We start from the raw sequence: 16484 nt of genomic DNA on the forward strand, positions 1-16484 counted from the left end.
TACGGGGCATCCGTTCGGCAGGTCTTGATGCGGAGGTATCGGCAAACGGCATCCTTGTATGAAGGACAGATCACCCGGTTCCGGCAATCAAAAAGTTTTGCAGAGGCGATGCGGCGGAACGGCAAAATTGCCTTTGAAAAAGCCGCCCTGCTCCACGTTATTCTTGTGGGGCAGGGCGGCTTTTGTATGTGAGCAGAATGCCGACCGTTCGCGCTTTGAGGGGGCGCGGGGCTTTTCATAAAAATTTATTATTTAAAAAATCAGCCGGCACTCATTCCCTCTCCTCCTGCGGTACGGGGGGGCGGTTCGGCAGAACCGATTCCCACGGCATGCGCAGCACCATCAGCGTGATGATCAGGGCCGCCGTGAGGTTTGAAAACAGGTTGCCCCAGAATACCGAAAGCACGCCGAGGTATTTCTCCGTAGCCAGAATAAACAGGTAGCGCAGAAGCCAGATGCGCAGGATGCTGATGACCAGCGGGATGCGCGTGCGCCCCAAGCCGATAAACGCACCCTGCTGCACCATGCAGACGCCGAAGCCGATCACGGAATAAATGTAGATGTACAGAGAGGTGCGGGCCATGTCGAGCACCTCCTGATTGCGGGTGAACAGGCTGGTGAGCGGGCCGACGAGGGGAACGATCATCGCGATCAGCACCGCGGCGGTCAGCGCGCTGAACGCGCAGCCAACCCACATGCTGCGGCGGGCGCGATCCTTCTTCCCCGCGCCCATATTCATGCTGACCATCGTCGTCACAGTCGGGCCGAACGCACCCGTCATCGCAAAACAGATGCTTGTGATGTTGCTGGCAATGCCCTGGCCGTTCAGCACAATAGCGCCGTATTTCTGCACCTCGTTGTTGATCAGATAAAAGCCCAGGTTCATCATCACGCTCGACAGCATCGTCGGCAGGCCGATTCTCAGCAGATCCATGGCAATTGCGTGGTCGAGATGAATGCCCGGCCACTCGAGTTTATCCTCCGACTCCCGAACAAAAAGCTCGTAAAACATCATCACGCACACAATCACGTTGGACAGCACCGAAGACAGCACGCAGCCGACGATGCCGAGCGGGAACAGATAAATAAAGAGGAAGTTAAAAAGGATTTTCAGAAGCAGAAGCAGAAGCATCCGCACAAATGTCGCCTCGGGCTGGCCGGCGGCGTTCTTGACGGCGTTATAAACCGCCTCCATAAAATAGAACGGCATCGCAAACGCGTTGAGCACGAGATACAGCCACACAATATCCGATATTTCCTTCGTGACAATTGCCGAGATTGGGAACGCCAGAAGAATCATCACCGGAATAGAGACAATGCCGAGCAAAAACGCCAGCAGAATCAGCTGAGAGGAGATCTTCTTCCCCTGCGCGAGATCACCGCGCCCGTTTGCCTGGCCGATTACCGCCATGCCCGCCGAGCCAAGCCCCTGCGACAGCGCGACGACCATATTGAGGATCGGCACACAGTATGTAACCGCGCTGGCCACGTACGGCCCCGCAATATTATTGATGAACAGTCCGTCCGACAGCGGCATCATAGACTGCACCAGACCCATCATCAGCGAAGGCACCGCGAGCAGCATCAGCGTTTTGGAAATGCCGCCGCACAAAATCATATCGCGTCTTTCACTGGCGCTCGTATTTAAAAAGGGTATTTTCATGCGCATCCGTCTTTCTGCATTCAGCAACAATCACATTTTAGGGGAGCCTGACACCGACTTGCCCACGGAGCAGCAAAAGAGCAATGCCTTTCTTTCACCAGCCTGCCCTGTGGAAGATCCGTACGATTTCGGCACCCGATGATACGAATAGTTTTATTGTAGAGGAATTTTACAGGAATGTAAACCATTCTTTACCGAAAAACAACCTACAAAGTGATCGGATGAAGCCGGCCAGGCCGCTGAAAACGGTGCGGAGCGAGCCGCAAATGCCAAAAAGGAGAGCGCACTCTTGTTGCATATGACGAAACAAACTGCCGGGTGCTTTTTTTCACGCTAGCCGCTTTTCGGCAGCCGGAAACTTTTTTCTTCCTCCCGCATAAGCTGGCTACGAATGATTCAACGGCCCGGTCATCCGACCCTCAAATCGAAGCCGGCGAGCGAAATCGTGTAAACCACCAAAAAAACAAATGAATGCTGTATTTTTTTCGCTTTTGATGCAAATACTTTTTTGTTGCGGAGCATTGACAGTCAGTCATCCGTTTGTTATAATGACTCATGTAAAAACAGTAATGGCGCTGTAGGTACTTAGGATACCTGCAGCGTTTTTTTGTTTATTAACCCAAAAGGAGGCAACCGTATGAGTAAGATTCCGGAGATTTTTGGAAGCTTCGTATTTAACGAAAGTGTTATGAAAGACAGGTTACCCAAGGATATTTATAAGGAATTAAAGAAAACAAGAGACGAGGGGATTCCTCTTGACGCTCAAGTGGCGAATGTTGTTGCGAACGCCATGAAAAACTGGGCGATAGAAAAAGGCGCAACACACTTCACCCATTGGTTCCAGCCCATGACGGGCATCACCGCCGGCAAGCACGACGGCTTTATCAGCCCGACAGGCGACGGCAAGGTGATTATGGAATTCTCCGGCAAAGAGCTTATTCAGGGTGAGCCGGATGCGTCCAGCTTCCCCAACGGCGGCATTCGCGCCACTTTTGAAGCCCGCGGCTACACCGCGTGGGACCCGACCTCCGATGCGTTCATCAGAGACGGCTCACTGTACATTCCTACCGTGTTCTGTTCTTACGGCGGAGAAGCTCTGGACAAAAAGGCGCCGCTGCTGCGCTCGGTCTCCGCTTTGAATAAGCAGGTGATCCGCGTATTAAAGCTGTTCGGCCACAACGATGTAAAAAGCACCACCGTTACCGTCGGCCCCGAGCAGGAGTATTTTCTTGTTCCCGAGGAAAAGTTCCTGCAAAGAGAGGACCTGGTATATACCGGCCGCACCCTGTTCGGCGCGAAGCCGCCCAAGGGCCAGGAGCTGGATGACCATTACTTCGGCGAGCTGAAGGCCACGGTTGGCGATTTCATGAAAGAGATGGATGAAGAGCTGTGGAAGCTCGGCGTCCTGAGCAAAACAAAGCACAACGAGGTTGCCCCGGCGCAGCATGAAATGGCTCCCATTTTCACTCACTGCAGCCAGGCCACCGACCAGAACCAGCTGACGATGGAAGTGATGAAGAAGGTTGCCGCCCGCCACGGGCTGACCTGCCTGCTGCACGAAAAGCCGTTTGCACGCATCAACGGCAGCGGCAAGCACAACAACTACTCCATCTCTACCGACACCGGCATGAATTTGCTGGATCCCGGCGATTCCCCGACTGAGAACGCCCAGTTCCTGCTGTTCCTCACGGCGATCATCAAGGCGGTCGACGAGCATCAGGATCTGCTGCGCATCGCCGTGGCGGATGCCGGCAACGACCATCGCCTGGGCGGCAACGAAGCACCTCCCGCCATTGTCTCCGTCTTCATCGGCGAAGAACTTGAAAATATTCTGAACGCGATTGAAGACGGTACCGAATATAAGGCCAAGGGCCGCCGGTTTGTGAAAATCGGTGCGGATATCCTCCCCTCCATCCGCAAGGATTCCACAGACCGTAACCGCACCTCCCCCATGGCGTTCACCGGCAATAAGTTTGAATTCCGCATGCAGGGTTCCTCCAGCTCGATCGCATGCATCAACATTATGCTGAACACCATCATCGCAGACGCGCTGGCCGGCTTCGCGGATGAGCTTGAGAAAGCCGACAACCTCCCCGATGCGCTGACCGACCTGATCCGCAAAACACTCAAGGAGCACAAGAGGATTGTCTTTAACGGCAACAACTATTCCGCAGAGTGGGTTGAGGAAGCCGAGCGCCGCGGTCTGCTGAACCTGAAGAGCACCCCGGAAGCATTGGCTTACTACCCCCGCAAGGAAAATATCGAGCTGTTTGAGCGCCAGGGTGTGCTGACGGAAACCGAGCTGAAATCCCGCTATGAGATCATTCTGGAGAAATACATCAAGCAGGTTCACATTGAAGCCCTGACGATGCTCGAAATGATCCATAAGGATATTCTTCCGGCTGTCAGCTCCTACACCGGCGACCTGAGCGCACAGGCGATCAACAAGAAGAACCTTGGAATCGACTGCGCTCTGGAAAAGGCACAGATCGAAAAGCTCAGCGCTCTTTCCGTAAAGCTGTTTGAAGCGACCGACAGCTTACAGAAAGCCGTAGATCACAAGGAGGAATCCGACGATTTCCTCAAGGAAGCCAGATACTACCGCGAAGAAGTGCTGTCCCGCATGGAAGCTGCCCGCGAAATCGCGGACGAAATGGAGCTTCTGGTGGGCAGAACCTACTGGCCCTTCCCCACTTACGGCGAGCTGCTGTTCGGCGTAAAATAATGTGATTGCCGTCTGCCCCTTATACGCGGGGCCTTGCGACCTCATAAAAAACGAAGTGACCTCCGGACGGATTTCCGTTCGGAGGTCTTTCGCTTTGCAGCCTGCCCAAAACTAACTTTTCTCGCGTAAGAAGAAAAAGCCGGTATTGATTTCCGGCTTTCAGAATCGGGCAATGCATGGATGCCAAAGGGTATTAAAATGCTTGGAATTGCAAAAATGAAGAAAGACTCGTAGCTTCCTTAGCTGCTGATAGGCAGATTAGGGAAAGCGACAAAGAACAGGACGACCCGCGCAAGCTGTGCAGACCGTCCTGTTCTGGCACCGGCACGGGGAGCACCGGTGCCATATTTAATATTTGGAGGAAAAGCAAATTAACCCTTTACGCTGCCCAGCGCGACGCCTCGCACGATGAATTTGGAAAGACAAAGATACACGATCATCACTGGGAAAATCGCCAGTGCAATCAGCAGATAAACCTGCCCCATATCGAATTTCATAAAATCGGCGCTGCGCAGCTGCGCTATCAGGATCGGCATTGTCAGCTTCTTTTTGGAATCGAGAATCAGCGCCGGCAGAAAGTAATTGTTCCACGAGCTGACGAAAGTGAAAATCGCCTGCACGGCGATTGCCGGCTTCATCATGGGGAGAACAATGCGGTTAAAGGCGTAGAACTCGCCTGCTCCGTCGATCCGCGCGGCCTCGATCACTTCCAGCGGCAAAGAGCTTTTCATGTACTGAATCATGAAGAAGAACACGATCGGCGAGGCGATTGCCGGAACTGTGAGCGGGATAAACGAATCCTTGAACCCCATGCTCGCCATCAGGCGGACAAAGCCCAGAGCCGTAACCTGCGTGGGCACCATCATCACCATCAGGATGAAAGAGAACGCGGCCTGGTTCAGCCGGAACCGGTACGCGTGGATCCCAAACGCGGTCATGGTGGAAAAATAGGTGGCAAACACCGCCGAAAGCGACGCCACCAGCAGGCTGTTCATCAGCCCGCTCAGCACCGGCAGGTTCGCGTTGTGCATCAGGTTTGTAAAGTTGGCCCCCAGCGAACCGCCCGGCAAAAAGGAAAAGCCTTTTTGAATGTCCGGATGAGAGCGCGTGGCATTGATCAAAAGAATATAGAACGCAAACAGGGAAAGGAAGGTCAGAAAAATCAGGATCAGGTACGCGAGGCCGCGCCGCAGGCGCAGCACGCCCAGATTTTCTCTTGCGGCATTGTCTTTCACTTTGCAGCCCCTCCCTTCGGCTGTTTTTTCTCCCGGACGCTGAAGTACACAATCACGCTCAGCACGGCGGAAACCGCAAACAGCAGCACCGAAACGGCGCCCGCCATCCCCACGTTTTCGCTGAATAAATGCTTGTTCAGGTACATCACCAGAGTCATGCTCGTGCGGTTGGGATTGCCGTTGCCGTTGGTCAGAATCTGCGGCACGTCAAACATCTGAATCCCGCCGATCATCGAGGTAATCAGCACATAGACGAGAATGGGGCGAATCAACGGCAGAGTGATCTTCCGAAAGGACTCAAACGCCGTGGCCCCGTCGATCTCGGCCGCCTCAAACAGCGACGTGTCTATGCCGAGAATCGCCGCCATGAGCAGGATGGTGGTGTTGCCGTACCACATGAGAAAGTTCATCAGGGCCACAAGCCCCCGGGTGCTCCATACATTCGCAAGAAATCGGTAGGGAGATTCCATCCCCATGGACATTAAAATGCTGTTGACCGGCCCGGAATCGGAAAACAGGGTGAAAAACAGCATGGAAAACGCCGCAGCCATAATCAGGTTGGGCAGATAGATGACTGTTTTAAAGAATCCGGCGGCACGCAGATGCAGGCGCAGGTCGGTAAACCAGGCCGCCAGCAGCAGGGAAAAGAAGATCTGGGGCAAAAAGCCCATCAGCCAGATGATCGCGGTGTTGCCCGCGTATGTAGCCAGGTCGCCGTCGGAAAAAAGGGCGCCGTAATTTTTCAGCCCCACAAACCGGGGGCCAACCTGAGTGAGACCCACCCAGTAATTTTCAAAAAAGCTGTTATAACAAGTAGAGATCAGCGGGATCAGCGAGAAGGCGGCAAACGCCAGAAAGAACGGGGCAATAAAAAAATATCCCCATTTGGAATAGCTTACGCCCTTCGTTTTCTTGCCCGCGCCGTTTGGCACAGGATATTGCCGCGCAGAAGACGCCTCGGGTTTTGTCAGCGTGGTGCCGGACATAGAGTATCACCTCAAATCGGGGATTGTAGAAGCGCCGGCCCCCAGCCCCGGGGAGCGGAAATCTCCGCTCCCCGAAAGGGAGGACGCCTGATTGGAAGGGAAAAGAGTATGAGAAAAATCAAGAGGCACGCTTGAGATTCGGGTATTTTTCGATAATGGCCTTGTAGAAGTTATCCAGCGCCTGATCTTTCGAGACATTGCCGTCGAAGTAATCCTTGAACGCCTTCTGGAATTCCTCCGTCATGCCCTGATCGTACTTGGAGATATTTTTCATGTTGATTTTCGGAGCCGCCTCGGCAAACAGAGCGATGTGGTTCTGGCCTCCCAGGAACGCAGATTTGTAATCGCTCTTCGCCAGCTCGCCCATTGCGGTCTTGTTGTTGGTAAAGTCCTCCGTATCCTGGGTAATCTTCTTCATGGTGGCTGCATCGCAGGTCAGAGTCTTCATCACGTCGCGCACAAGATCGACGTTATCGCTGCCCTTGGCTCCGCAGATCCAGCTGCCGCCCCAGTAGTAGTTTGCCGGGCCCTGGCACACCGCGTAATCGCCGTAAACGCCGTTGCCCACTTCCGCTTTGCCTCCCTCCGTCACAGGAACGGCCAGCGAGTTTTTGAGCAGTGTAAAGTTGATGCCCCAGGTGGAGTAGAAGAAGCCGAACACCTTGCCCTTCGGGCCCTGATCGGCGCCCCACTCGGGAGCCCACAGTGAGGTTTTGTTGTTGTAGCCTTTATCGGTAAATTCCTTGGTCTGATCCACCCATTTCATCATAATGGGGTCAATGTGAATCGTATCGTTCTCGTCCACCCACGGAGACGTGATGTTGTTCGCAAAGGTACGATAGGAATCATCGTAGCCGGAAAGCATCTTGTAGCCCTTGTCATGCGCAGTCTTTGCAACGGCGTTGAACTTATCCCAGTCGCTCAGGGCCTGCTGCACCTTTACAGGGTCATCGCTGCCCAAAACGTCCTTGGCGATCGAGCGGCGGTACGCGAAGAGGCCGGGAGTGGCCTGCCAGGAAACCGCTTTGAGCTTTTTGTTGCTGTCGGTCGCAATATCCTTCGTATACTCGTACTGATCCTTCAAATCTTCGTCTGTCAGGCCAATATCGGCCTTCACGTCGAGTGTATAATCGGAATCGACATACTTGAGCGCGTAGTCCGCTTCAATCAGAAAAATATCGATCTTGTCGGCTGCGGAATCCTGTGCTTTCAAATCCGCATCCAGCTTGTTCTGGTAAGCATTGTTTTCATTTGGGGTGATGACCCACTCCACGTTCATGCCCTCCGGCAGCTTGCCGGCATCTTTAAAGTAGGCGTTGAAGCGATCCTGGAACTCGGTGTTCCACCCGTAAATGCGAAGGGTTTTGGCGGAATCCGTATTCGCAGCCGGGGCGGAAGACCCTGCCGGGGCTGCCGACGAAGCGGGTGTGGTGTTGCTGCCGCAGCCCGCCGAAGAAACCAGCATCAAAGATGCCAGCAGGGCAGCCGTGGCTTTTTGGAATGATTTCATAACATAGCTCCTCCTTAAAATAATGCGTTTTAACCTTTCTGAAAAAGGGTAACTGACACAAAAAGAGGGTTCTGCATTCCCCGCACCCGCCAAAAGCCTTTTTACACCTTCCGAACCGAGCTGCCGGGAATCAGGTGCCCCGCCACCATCACCTGCTGGGGGATGGCCAGCTTGGGGCGTTCAATCGCCTCAACAAGGCGCGCTGCGGCTTCACGCCCCAGCACGCCGGTATCCTGCCGCAGGGTGGTAAGCCTGGGGCGCAGAACCTGGGAAAGATAAATGCCGTCGTACCCGGCCACGCTGATATCCTCCGGAATATGCAGGCCGTGGCGCTCGATCTCGTTCATGCCGCCGATGAAGGAAAAATCATCCGGATAAAGAATGCAGGTGGGCCGCTCTGAAAGCTCCAGCAGCTCCCGTGTGGCCAGCCCGCTGGACTTGGGGTCGTGGTACAGCGCAGCCTTTACATATTCGTTCGGCACCTCTATCGAGAGCTCCGCACACGTGCGATAAAAGCTGGCGAGGCGCTTCTGAGTGACCGACGTGTCCTCGCCGTGAATGTACGCGATGCGCCGGTGCCCGCACCGGTAAACGTACTCCACCAGGTCGCGGATGCCCTGCACATTGTCTGACAAAATGGCGGTGCGGCCGTTAAACACATGGTCGATGGTAACTGTGGGGATTTCGCTTTTCACCAGCTCGATCACCATTTCGTCGCTGAAATCCACACTGGCGATCACAACGCCGTCGCACCCCCGGTATTTGCAGTGCTCGTAGTAGCTCATGGAGGCCGAGCCGATGTTGCGGCTGATGAAGGTGATGTCGTACCCCAAACGCTCCGCTTCCACTTTAAAGCTTTCGAGCACCGCGGAGAAGTACTCATGGGTCAGTCCGCTGCAGGTTTTGTCTACGAACAAAACGCCCAGATTGTTGGTTCTTTTGGTTTTGAGCGAACGGGCCGCGGCATTGGGCAGATACCCCATTTCGCGGGCGACGCTCCGAATGTACTCGCCTGTGCTCTGGCTGATATCCTTATGTCCGTTCAGCGCCTTGCTGACCGTTGCGCGGGAAACACCACATTTTTCAGAAATAGTTTTGATCGTGACCATAGTTATGGATCCCTCCGCCTCAGATTCTGGGATCATTATAAAGGATTTTCAGAACTGGGGCAAATGGTTACTTAATCGATTTCTGAAATTATATTACCACCTTATTGACGTTATTTCAATAGATTTTTAAAAAAATTTTTCTATTTTTTGTAATAAAGTGAAAATAGCGTAGCTAACACTTTAGAAACCCCGTGCTTATTCTGATGAAATTGTTTAAAAAACCCCAAAAATCAGAATACGTTTTCGTGACGAATGGTTTATATCGGAAAAGACTTCGGTAGAAAATTGTTGAAAATATGAGATATTTCTTGCTTTCTTAATTTACTCTTGCTTTTTCTTTGCGGCAGCCCTATAATATCCATATACTTAAACGATTTCGTAATTTAATTGCGCCCCCTCCCTTTGCGGGCCAAAGCAAGACTTTGGACGAACAGACGACGGAAACCCTCCCCCGCAGGTTACGGCGATTGCAGTGCACTGAATCGTCAATGCATTTGAAAACCGCCCGGTTTATCAGCTGCGGGGGGCATCTCCGCAGCGCACCTTTCGGGTGCTCACTGGCTATCGGCAGCAACCTCGGACTACACCGGCGCCGCGCGGTTCCCGCGCGCTTTAAACCGGTTTTGCTTTAAAGCTTGCTGCGTGAAAAAAGGCTGATTTGAAAATTATAACATGAGGATGAAGCGCCATGAAATACGGATACTTTGACGACCGCGCCAGAGAATATGTAATACAAACCCCGGCCACCCCCCTGCCGTGGATCAACTACCTGGGGAACGACGGCTTTTTCAGCCTGATCTCGAACACCGGGGGCGGCTACAGCTTTTATAGGGACGCCAAGCTGCGGCGCATCACCCGTTACCGTTACAACGAGGTGCCCGCGGACATGGGCGGTCGGCGCTACTACATAAAAGACGGCGGCGACCTCTGGAGCCCCGGCTTTCTGCCGTGCAAAACGAAGCTGGAGGATTACCGCTGCCGCCACGGCCTCGGCTATACCGTGCTGGAGGGCCTGCGGTGCGGAATTCGTGCGGAGCTGACCTGCTTTGTACCGCTGGGGAAGCCCTGCGAGGTCAATCTTCTGCGCCTTGAAAACACGTCGGGCGCAGAGAAAACGATTCAGCTTTACAGCGCGCTGGAATGGTGCCTGTGGAACGCGGTGGACGACGCGCAGAATTTTCAGCGGAATCTGAGCATCGGCGAGGTGGAGGCGGACGGCAACGTGCTGTACCACAAAACCGAATACCGCGAGCGCAGAAATCACTACGCATTCTATGGTGTCAACGCTCCCATCAGCGGGTTCGATACCGACCGGGAGCGCTTTCTCGGGCCGTTCGGCTCGTGGGAGGCCCCCGCGGCGGTTCAAGAGGGCGTCAGCTTTAACAGCATCGCCAGCGGGTGGTTCCCCATCGCCTCCCACCGCATCGATCTTGTTCTTAGGCCCGGCGAGAGCCGTGAGCTGGTTTTTGTACTGGGCTACGCGGAGCTGCCGCCCGAAGAAAAATGGGAAGCGCCGGACGTGATTCAAAAAGCGCCCGCGCGTCGTTTGATGGAGCAGTTCGCCCAACCGGAGCAGGCCCGCGCCGCGCTCCGTGAGCTTGCGGACTACTGGGACGCCCTTTTAAGCCGCTTTTCCCTCGAGAGCGAAAACGACCGGCTGAACCGCATGGTGAACGTGTGGAACCAGTACCAATGCATGGTCACGTTCAACATGAGCCGCAGCGCCAGCTATTTTGAGAGCGGAACCGGGCGCGGCATGGGCTTTCGCGACAGCTGCCAGGATCTGCTCGGATTCGTTCATCTGATCCCCGACCGCGCGCGCCGGCGCATTCTCGACATTGCCGCCATTCAGTTTGAGGACGGCAGCACCTATCACCAATACCAGCCGCTGACCAAACGAGGCAACGCCGACGTGGGCTCCGGCTTTAACGACGACCCGCTGTGGCTCATCGCCTGCACCGCCGCCTATTTGCGCGAAACGGGCGACGGCGGCATTTTGAACGAGCCGGTGCCCTTCGACAACCGGGCGGGCTCGGAGCGGACGCTGTTTGAGCATCTGCGGCGCAGCATCGCCTACACGCTAGACCACTTGGGGCCGCACGGTCTGCCGCTGATCGGCCGGGCCGACTGGAACGACTGCCTGAACCTGAACTGCTTTTCGGAGGAACCGGGCGAGAGCTTTCAGACCACACAAAATTACGACGGCGAAACGGCGGAGAGCGTTTTGATCGCCGCCATGTTTGTGAAATACGGGCGCGAGTACGCGGAAATCTGCCGCCGCTACGGCGACGCGGAGGAACAGCGGTTCGTGGAGCGGTGCGTGCGGCAGATGGAAGCCGCCGTGCTGGAACACGGCTGGGACGGCGAATGGTTCCTGCGCGCCTACGACGCCGCGGGACAAAAGGTGGGCGGCCGCGAATGCAGCGAGGGAAAAATTTACATTGAGCCGCAGGGCTTCTGCGTGATGGCGGGCATCGGCGCGCGGCAGGGGCTGGCCCCCCGGGCGCTCAAAAGTGCCCGCGAGCTGCTGGGCAACCGCTTCGGCGTAGAGCTGCTGACCCCCTGCTACACCCGCTACCACAAAGAGCTGGGCGAAATCACCAGCTACCCGCCCGGATACAAAGAAAACGGCGCCGTGTTCTGCCACAACAATCCGTGGCTCAGCATCGCCCACACCGTTCTGGGCGACGGCGAAAACGCGTTCGACCTGTACCGCAGAACCTGCCCCGCGTGGGTGGAGGAGTACAGCGAAATTCACCGCACAGAGCCCTATGTATACAGCCAGATGATCGCTGGGCGCGGCGCGCCCCGGTACGGCGAGGCAAAAAACAGCTGGCTCACCGGAACCGCCGCGTGGGCGTTCGTCAACATCAGTCAGGCAATCCTCGGCATTCAGCCGGATTTCGACGGCCTGCGGATTCGTCCCTGCCTGCCGCGGGAGTTTTCGCACTACCGGGTGACCCGTGCCTTTCGCGGCACCGTCTACCATATTTCGGTACGCCGCGCACAAGCGGGTGAATCCGCCGGCATCTCCGCGGACGGCCGGCGCCTGCCGGACGATTTGATCCCGCACCGGCCCGGCCAAGCCGAGTGCACGGTCGAAGTGCTCTTGCCGCTGTAAAGCGATACCGCCTTAAAAAAAGCGGCGGTTTCTTCCCCGCCTGCCGCGGAAGAAACCGCCGCACCCGCGTCAGGCCACAAAAGAAAACGAACGATCCAGTGAGGTGCCTATGGAATTTCCAAAAGAGTTTGTCTGGGGAGCCGCAAGCTCCTCCTACCAGACGGAGGGCGATCGCTCCGGGCGCGGCGACAGCATCTGGGATGAGTTCTGCGCCCGCCCCGGGGCGATCCGGAACCATGAGACGGGCGACGTCGCCTGCGACGGCCTGCGGCGTTTCCGCGAGGATGTACAGCTTTTAAAGCAGCTCGGCCTTTCAGCTTATCGGTTCTCCCTCTCGTGGCCCCGCGTGTTCCCCGACGGGCGCGGCGAGCCGAACCGCGCGGGCCTCAATTATTACGATGATCTGATCAACCTGCTGCTGGCCGAAGGGATCACTCCTTTCGTGACACTGTACCACTGGGATCTGCCCCTGGCGCTGGAACACCGGGGGGGCTGGCGCAGCCGCGAAACCGCGCTGGCGTTTGCGGAGTACGCGGGCTTTGTGGCCCGGCACTTTGCGGGACGGGTGCGCCATTACTGCACGTTGAACGAGCCCCAGTGCTTTGTCGGGCTGGGCTACGGCACGGGTGAGCACGCCCCGGGCCTGTGCCTGGAGGAACCCGGGCTGTTCGCCTGCGCCGCCAACGCGCTTTTGGCGCACGGGCTGGCAGTGCAGGCCATTCGCCGGGCGAGTAAAGAGCCGGTGCAGATCGGCGCCGCCTCCACCGGCAAGCTGTGCTACCCCCTGCACGACACTGCCGAAAACCGCGCCGCCGCCGAACGCGCCTCTTTTCTTGCGCAGGAGGATCGGTGGTGGTTTACTCACACCTGGTTTCTCGACGCCGCTCTTCTCGGCTACCTCCCGCCCGAGCTGCAGGGGCTTGCCGACAGCATTCCGCCAGAGGACTGGCAGGTGATTCGGCAGCCGCTGGATTTTCTTGCTGTGAACGTTTACAACGGCACTCAGGTGGATGAACACGGGGAATATGTGGAGCGGATTCCGGGATTCCCGCGCACCGCGCTGAAATGGCCGGTCACGCCGCAGGTGATGCGCTACGGCCCCCACTGGCTGTACCGGCGGTACCGCCTGCCGATGTACATTGCCGAAAACGGGCAATCCTGCAACGACCGGATTTTTCTCGACGGAAGGGTGCACGACCCCGACCGCATCGATTTTCTGCATCGCTACCTGCTGGAGCTGCGCGAATGCTGCGCGGGAGGCGTACCGGTGAAGGGATATTTTCACTGGAGCCTGACCGACAACTTTGAATGGCACAACGGCTACGATGAGCGGATGGGCCTTGTGTACGTACATTACCCCACCCAGCGCCGCATCCTGAAGGATTCCGCCGCATGGTACGCCCGCACCGTACGGACGAACGGGCGGCTTTTATAGCGGTCATCACATCTTCCCTCCATTTCTCCCGGTTTTGGTACAAACCGGCCCGGTTCCCTCCCGGGCCGCGACCCCCGGACGCGGACAGCGCTCTGCATCCGGGGATTCGCCGCGCCTGCGGCCGGAAACGCGTTTCGCTCTCCCTTCGCACCCAAAACCGAACCACTGCCGCCCAAAGCATGTGAAACACTGCTTTTGCGCCAGGCTAACGCAGCGCTCCAGGCAGTCTTCTGATAATTCTCGGCTTTCTGCGAAATGCTTTGGCTGAGAGGGTTCGCCCAAAGTCGAGGGGATTCTCCTCCCTGTTCGTCACAACGAAAAATCTATTTCATTTTCACCGAAACGCCCGCCAAATTGATCTGTTTTTATCTGTTTTCAAAGGAAAGCGGAAAGAATTTTAAATCCGTTCATCAAATCCTGGTTGTATTTTTTTCCGGTTTTGTGCTATGATAAAGCCAATTTACTTTTCAGAATGTTAACGACCGGAGGCTTCTGTACCATGGATATCTCTACCCGCAAACGGCGCAAGCTTCTTCCTGCGGCTGCAGCCGTTCTTTTCAGTTTGTCGATTTTTTCCGCCACCGCTTTCGCGACCAGCGACATCCCCTCGCAGGGGCAACAGATCACCGCCGGCGTTTCGCAGGACTCTGTAGACGACGCTCCGCGCCCGCCCGATATTTCCAGCAGCGCTGCCGAACCAAGCGGCGGCGGGCAGACTGATCCCGAAACCTCGAGCGGCGGGGAAACCCAGAACTCCTCCGATACGAACGGGCAAAGCAGCTCCGCCCCTGACCAGAGCAGCGGAACCGAAAGCGGCGTCGCGAGCAATCCCGACGAGCCGGTAAGCAGCCAGCCTGCCGAAGAGCCCGGCAAAACCGATCCTTCCTCCAAACCCGCCAGCCGCGAGCCGGCCTCTTCCAAAGCGCCGGTATATGTTGCGCCGCCCGCCGGCGTGGCTTCCGCCAAGCCGGACAGCCGCACGCCCACCGACTTTACCCCCGAGGATTTACAGGGCCTGCTTTCCGGCGCGGGCAGCAGCCTTGCCAGCACCGACGGGTTTTTGCGGGAGGATACGCCGACAAACGGCAGCTCCTCCGGCGGCACCTCGAGCCTGCTTCTCGGCGGCATCGCGCTGATTCTCGCCGGTGTGGCCGGTGTGGTTCTGTTCGTATACCGCCAGTTCTTCCTCCGCAAAAGGCGTTCCGCCCCTGTGGGCGTTACCGGCCCGCTGCCCGCCATCCCCATGCCGAAGCCCGCAACCAAAAAGGCTCCGGCCCCTTCCCCTCAAGCACCCGTTCAAGGCGCACCGCCCGCCGCTCCGGCACGGCCACAGGCAATTCAGGCACCGGAGCAGGCCCCCAATCTTCCCTCCGGCGAATACACCGATATCAGCTCCGGCCGAACCAGCGGCCCGGACCGCGACGGCTTTGACTGGGATAAGTTTTTTAAGAACATTCCGCCGGAAGAATCCCCAAAAGGGTAGAAAAACACATCTTCAGGGAGCCAATTGTTTCTAGTTTGTGAACAATATGTAAAAAATCTTCATATTCGCTTTACCTTTGAATCTTTTTTGGGTAAAATAATTACAAATATGTTACACTAATAAAAAAGTTTTAACTTTTCCCAAATAAAAGATATTCCAAAGAGGAGAATCTGAATATGAAAAAAGCACTTTCGGCCCTGCTGGCGGTGTGTGCCATTGGATTTTCTATGGGAGGCTGCTCCGGAGTCAGTTCGAGCTCCTCTTCTCCCACAGATCCGTCCTGGAATACGGTACGGACGAAAGACACACTGGTCGTAGGTGTGGAAGAAAACTTTGAGCCGTTGTCTTTTTACGACAAAGACGGGAATCTGACGGGATTTGCCGTAGAGAGTGCCCGCGAGGTAGCGCAGGAACTTGGCGTTGCGGTCGAGTTTAAAACGCTTTCCCCTTCCAAGGCCCAGCAGGCCCTGAACAACGATGAGATCGACTGCTTCTGGAGCAGTTACAGCAAGCCCACTCAGCAGAGCGAATCGTCGAACCTGACGTTCGGTTATATGAAGAGCAATCAGGTTGTGTTCGCGCTGGCCGACGGCCCGCTGAATAATCTGGCCGATCTGAAAGGCCAACGGGTAGGCGTAAAAGCAGGCTCCGGCGGCCAGCAGGCGGTAGAGGCCTCCACCGCGTTCAAGAGCTGCCTGAAGCAGCTGGGAACGTATCAGGATTACGCTCAGGCCAAAAGCTCCCTCGACAGCAAAAAAATCAGCGCCGTAATTATGGATGAGGTGTCCGCCGAATATTATCTGAAGCAGGCACCCAAGCAATACCGTATTTTGGGACAAACCGAGTCTGATCCTGCCGAAACGCTCGAAACCGGAAATTATTCCGTTGCGTTCCGAAAGGCGGACGAAAGCCTGACCGTTAAAGTGCAGGAAGCGCTGAACGAACTGTCTGGGGACGGAACGATTTCAAAGCTTTCCAAAAAATGGTTCGGAACAGATTTGTCCGCTGCCTCTTCCACCTTATAGGTTGAACAGGCTCTGAAAAAGCAGAGAACCCCTGCGCATTTGCGCAGGGGCTTTTTTCTTTGAATTCCGGTCTGAAAGAGTGTTTTTTCCGCGAGCTGCCTCCCATGGAAGTTCCGCTTGCCCCTCGTGCCAGCAGAATGTCTCCGTGAGGTTCCTCACAGAAAGAACATTACAGAAAAAAGTAGAGCGAAG

10 protein-coding genes are annotated in these 16484 nt (G+C 55.9%); 5 read left to right on the forward strand and 5 right to left on the reverse strand.

What is annotated here, in order from left to right; all coding sequences use genetic code 11:
• Window positions 1-271: 271 nt before the first annotated feature.
• On the reverse strand, window positions 272-1663 hold the full coding sequence (locus tag G340_RS0105080) for an MATE family efflux transporter (protein ID WP_020072578.1): 1392 nt from the start codon (window positions 1661-1663) through the stop codon (window positions 272-274).
• A gap of 637 nt (window positions 1664-2300) precedes the next feature.
• Between G340_RS0105080 and G340_RS0105090 the strand changes: the two genes are divergently transcribed.
• Window positions 2301-4388 carry a glutamine synthetase III family protein gene (locus tag G340_RS0105090; RefSeq protein ID WP_020072580.1) on the forward strand — a complete coding sequence of 696 codons (2088 nt, stop codon included), beginning with the start codon at window positions 2301-2303 and terminating at the stop codon, window positions 4386-4388.
• A 371-nt stretch (window positions 4389-4759) separates the two neighbouring features.
• Here G340_RS0105090 and G340_RS0105095 read toward each other — a convergent pair whose 3' ends face one another.
• From G340_RS0105095 to G340_RS0105110, 4 genes are all read right to left on the reverse strand, one after another.
• Window positions 4760-5623, reverse strand: a complete 864-nt coding sequence (locus G340_RS0105095; RefSeq protein ID WP_020072581.1) for a carbohydrate ABC transporter permease — start codon at window positions 5621-5623, stop codon at window positions 4760-4762.
• Window positions 5620-6609: a carbohydrate ABC transporter permease gene (locus G340_RS0105100; RefSeq protein ID WP_020072582.1), complete on the reverse strand. Its 990-nt coding sequence runs from the start codon at window positions 6607-6609 to the stop codon at window positions 5620-5622. The genes G340_RS0105095 and G340_RS0105100 overlap by 4 nt, the downstream gene beginning before the upstream one ends.
• Before the next feature lie 118 nt (window positions 6610-6727).
• On the reverse strand, window positions 6728-8119 hold the full coding sequence (locus tag G340_RS0105105; RefSeq protein ID WP_020072583.1) for an ABC transporter substrate-binding protein: 1392 nt from the start codon (window positions 8117-8119) through the stop codon (window positions 6728-6730).
• 101 nt (window positions 8120-8220) lie between these two features.
• On the reverse strand, window positions 8221-9228 hold the full coding sequence (locus tag G340_RS0105110; protein ID WP_020072584.1) for a LacI family DNA-binding transcriptional regulator: 1008 nt from the start codon (window positions 9226-9228) through the stop codon (window positions 8221-8223).
• 688 nt (window positions 9229-9916) lie between these two features.
• On the opposite strand from G340_RS0105110, the gene G340_RS0105115 reads away from it, so the two are divergent.
• The 4 genes from G340_RS0105115 (at window position 9917) to G340_RS0105130 (ending at window position 16292) form a co-directional block, all read left to right on the forward strand.
• Window positions 9917-12349: a GH36-type glycosyl hydrolase domain-containing protein gene (locus G340_RS0105115; protein WP_020072585.1), complete on the forward strand. Its 2433-nt coding sequence runs from the start codon at window positions 9917-9919 to the stop codon at window positions 12347-12349.
• A gap of 109 nt (window positions 12350-12458) precedes the next feature.
• Complete coding sequence (locus G340_RS0105120; protein ID WP_020072586.1) at window positions 12459-13784, forward strand: glycoside hydrolase family 1 protein; 1326 nt, start codon at window positions 12459-12461, stop codon at window positions 13782-13784.
• A 472-nt stretch (window positions 13785-14256) separates the two neighbouring features.
• Window positions 14257-15267, forward strand: coding sequence for a hypothetical protein (locus tag G340_RS0105125; protein ID WP_154653101.1), 1011 nt, complete (start codon window positions 14257-14259; stop codon window positions 15265-15267).
• A gap of 176 nt (window positions 15268-15443) precedes the next feature.
• On the forward strand, window positions 15444-16292 hold the full coding sequence (locus G340_RS0105130) for a transporter substrate-binding domain-containing protein (RefSeq protein ID WP_020072587.1): 849 nt from the start codon (window positions 15444-15446) through the stop codon (window positions 16290-16292).
• The last annotated feature ends 192 nt before the right edge of the window (window positions 16293-16484 follow it).

This window comes from Faecalispora sporosphaeroides DSM 1294 (assembly GCA_000383295.1).
Taxonomy (GTDB): domain Bacteria; phylum Bacillota; class Clostridia; order Oscillospirales; family Acutalibacteraceae; genus Faecalispora; species Faecalispora sporosphaeroides.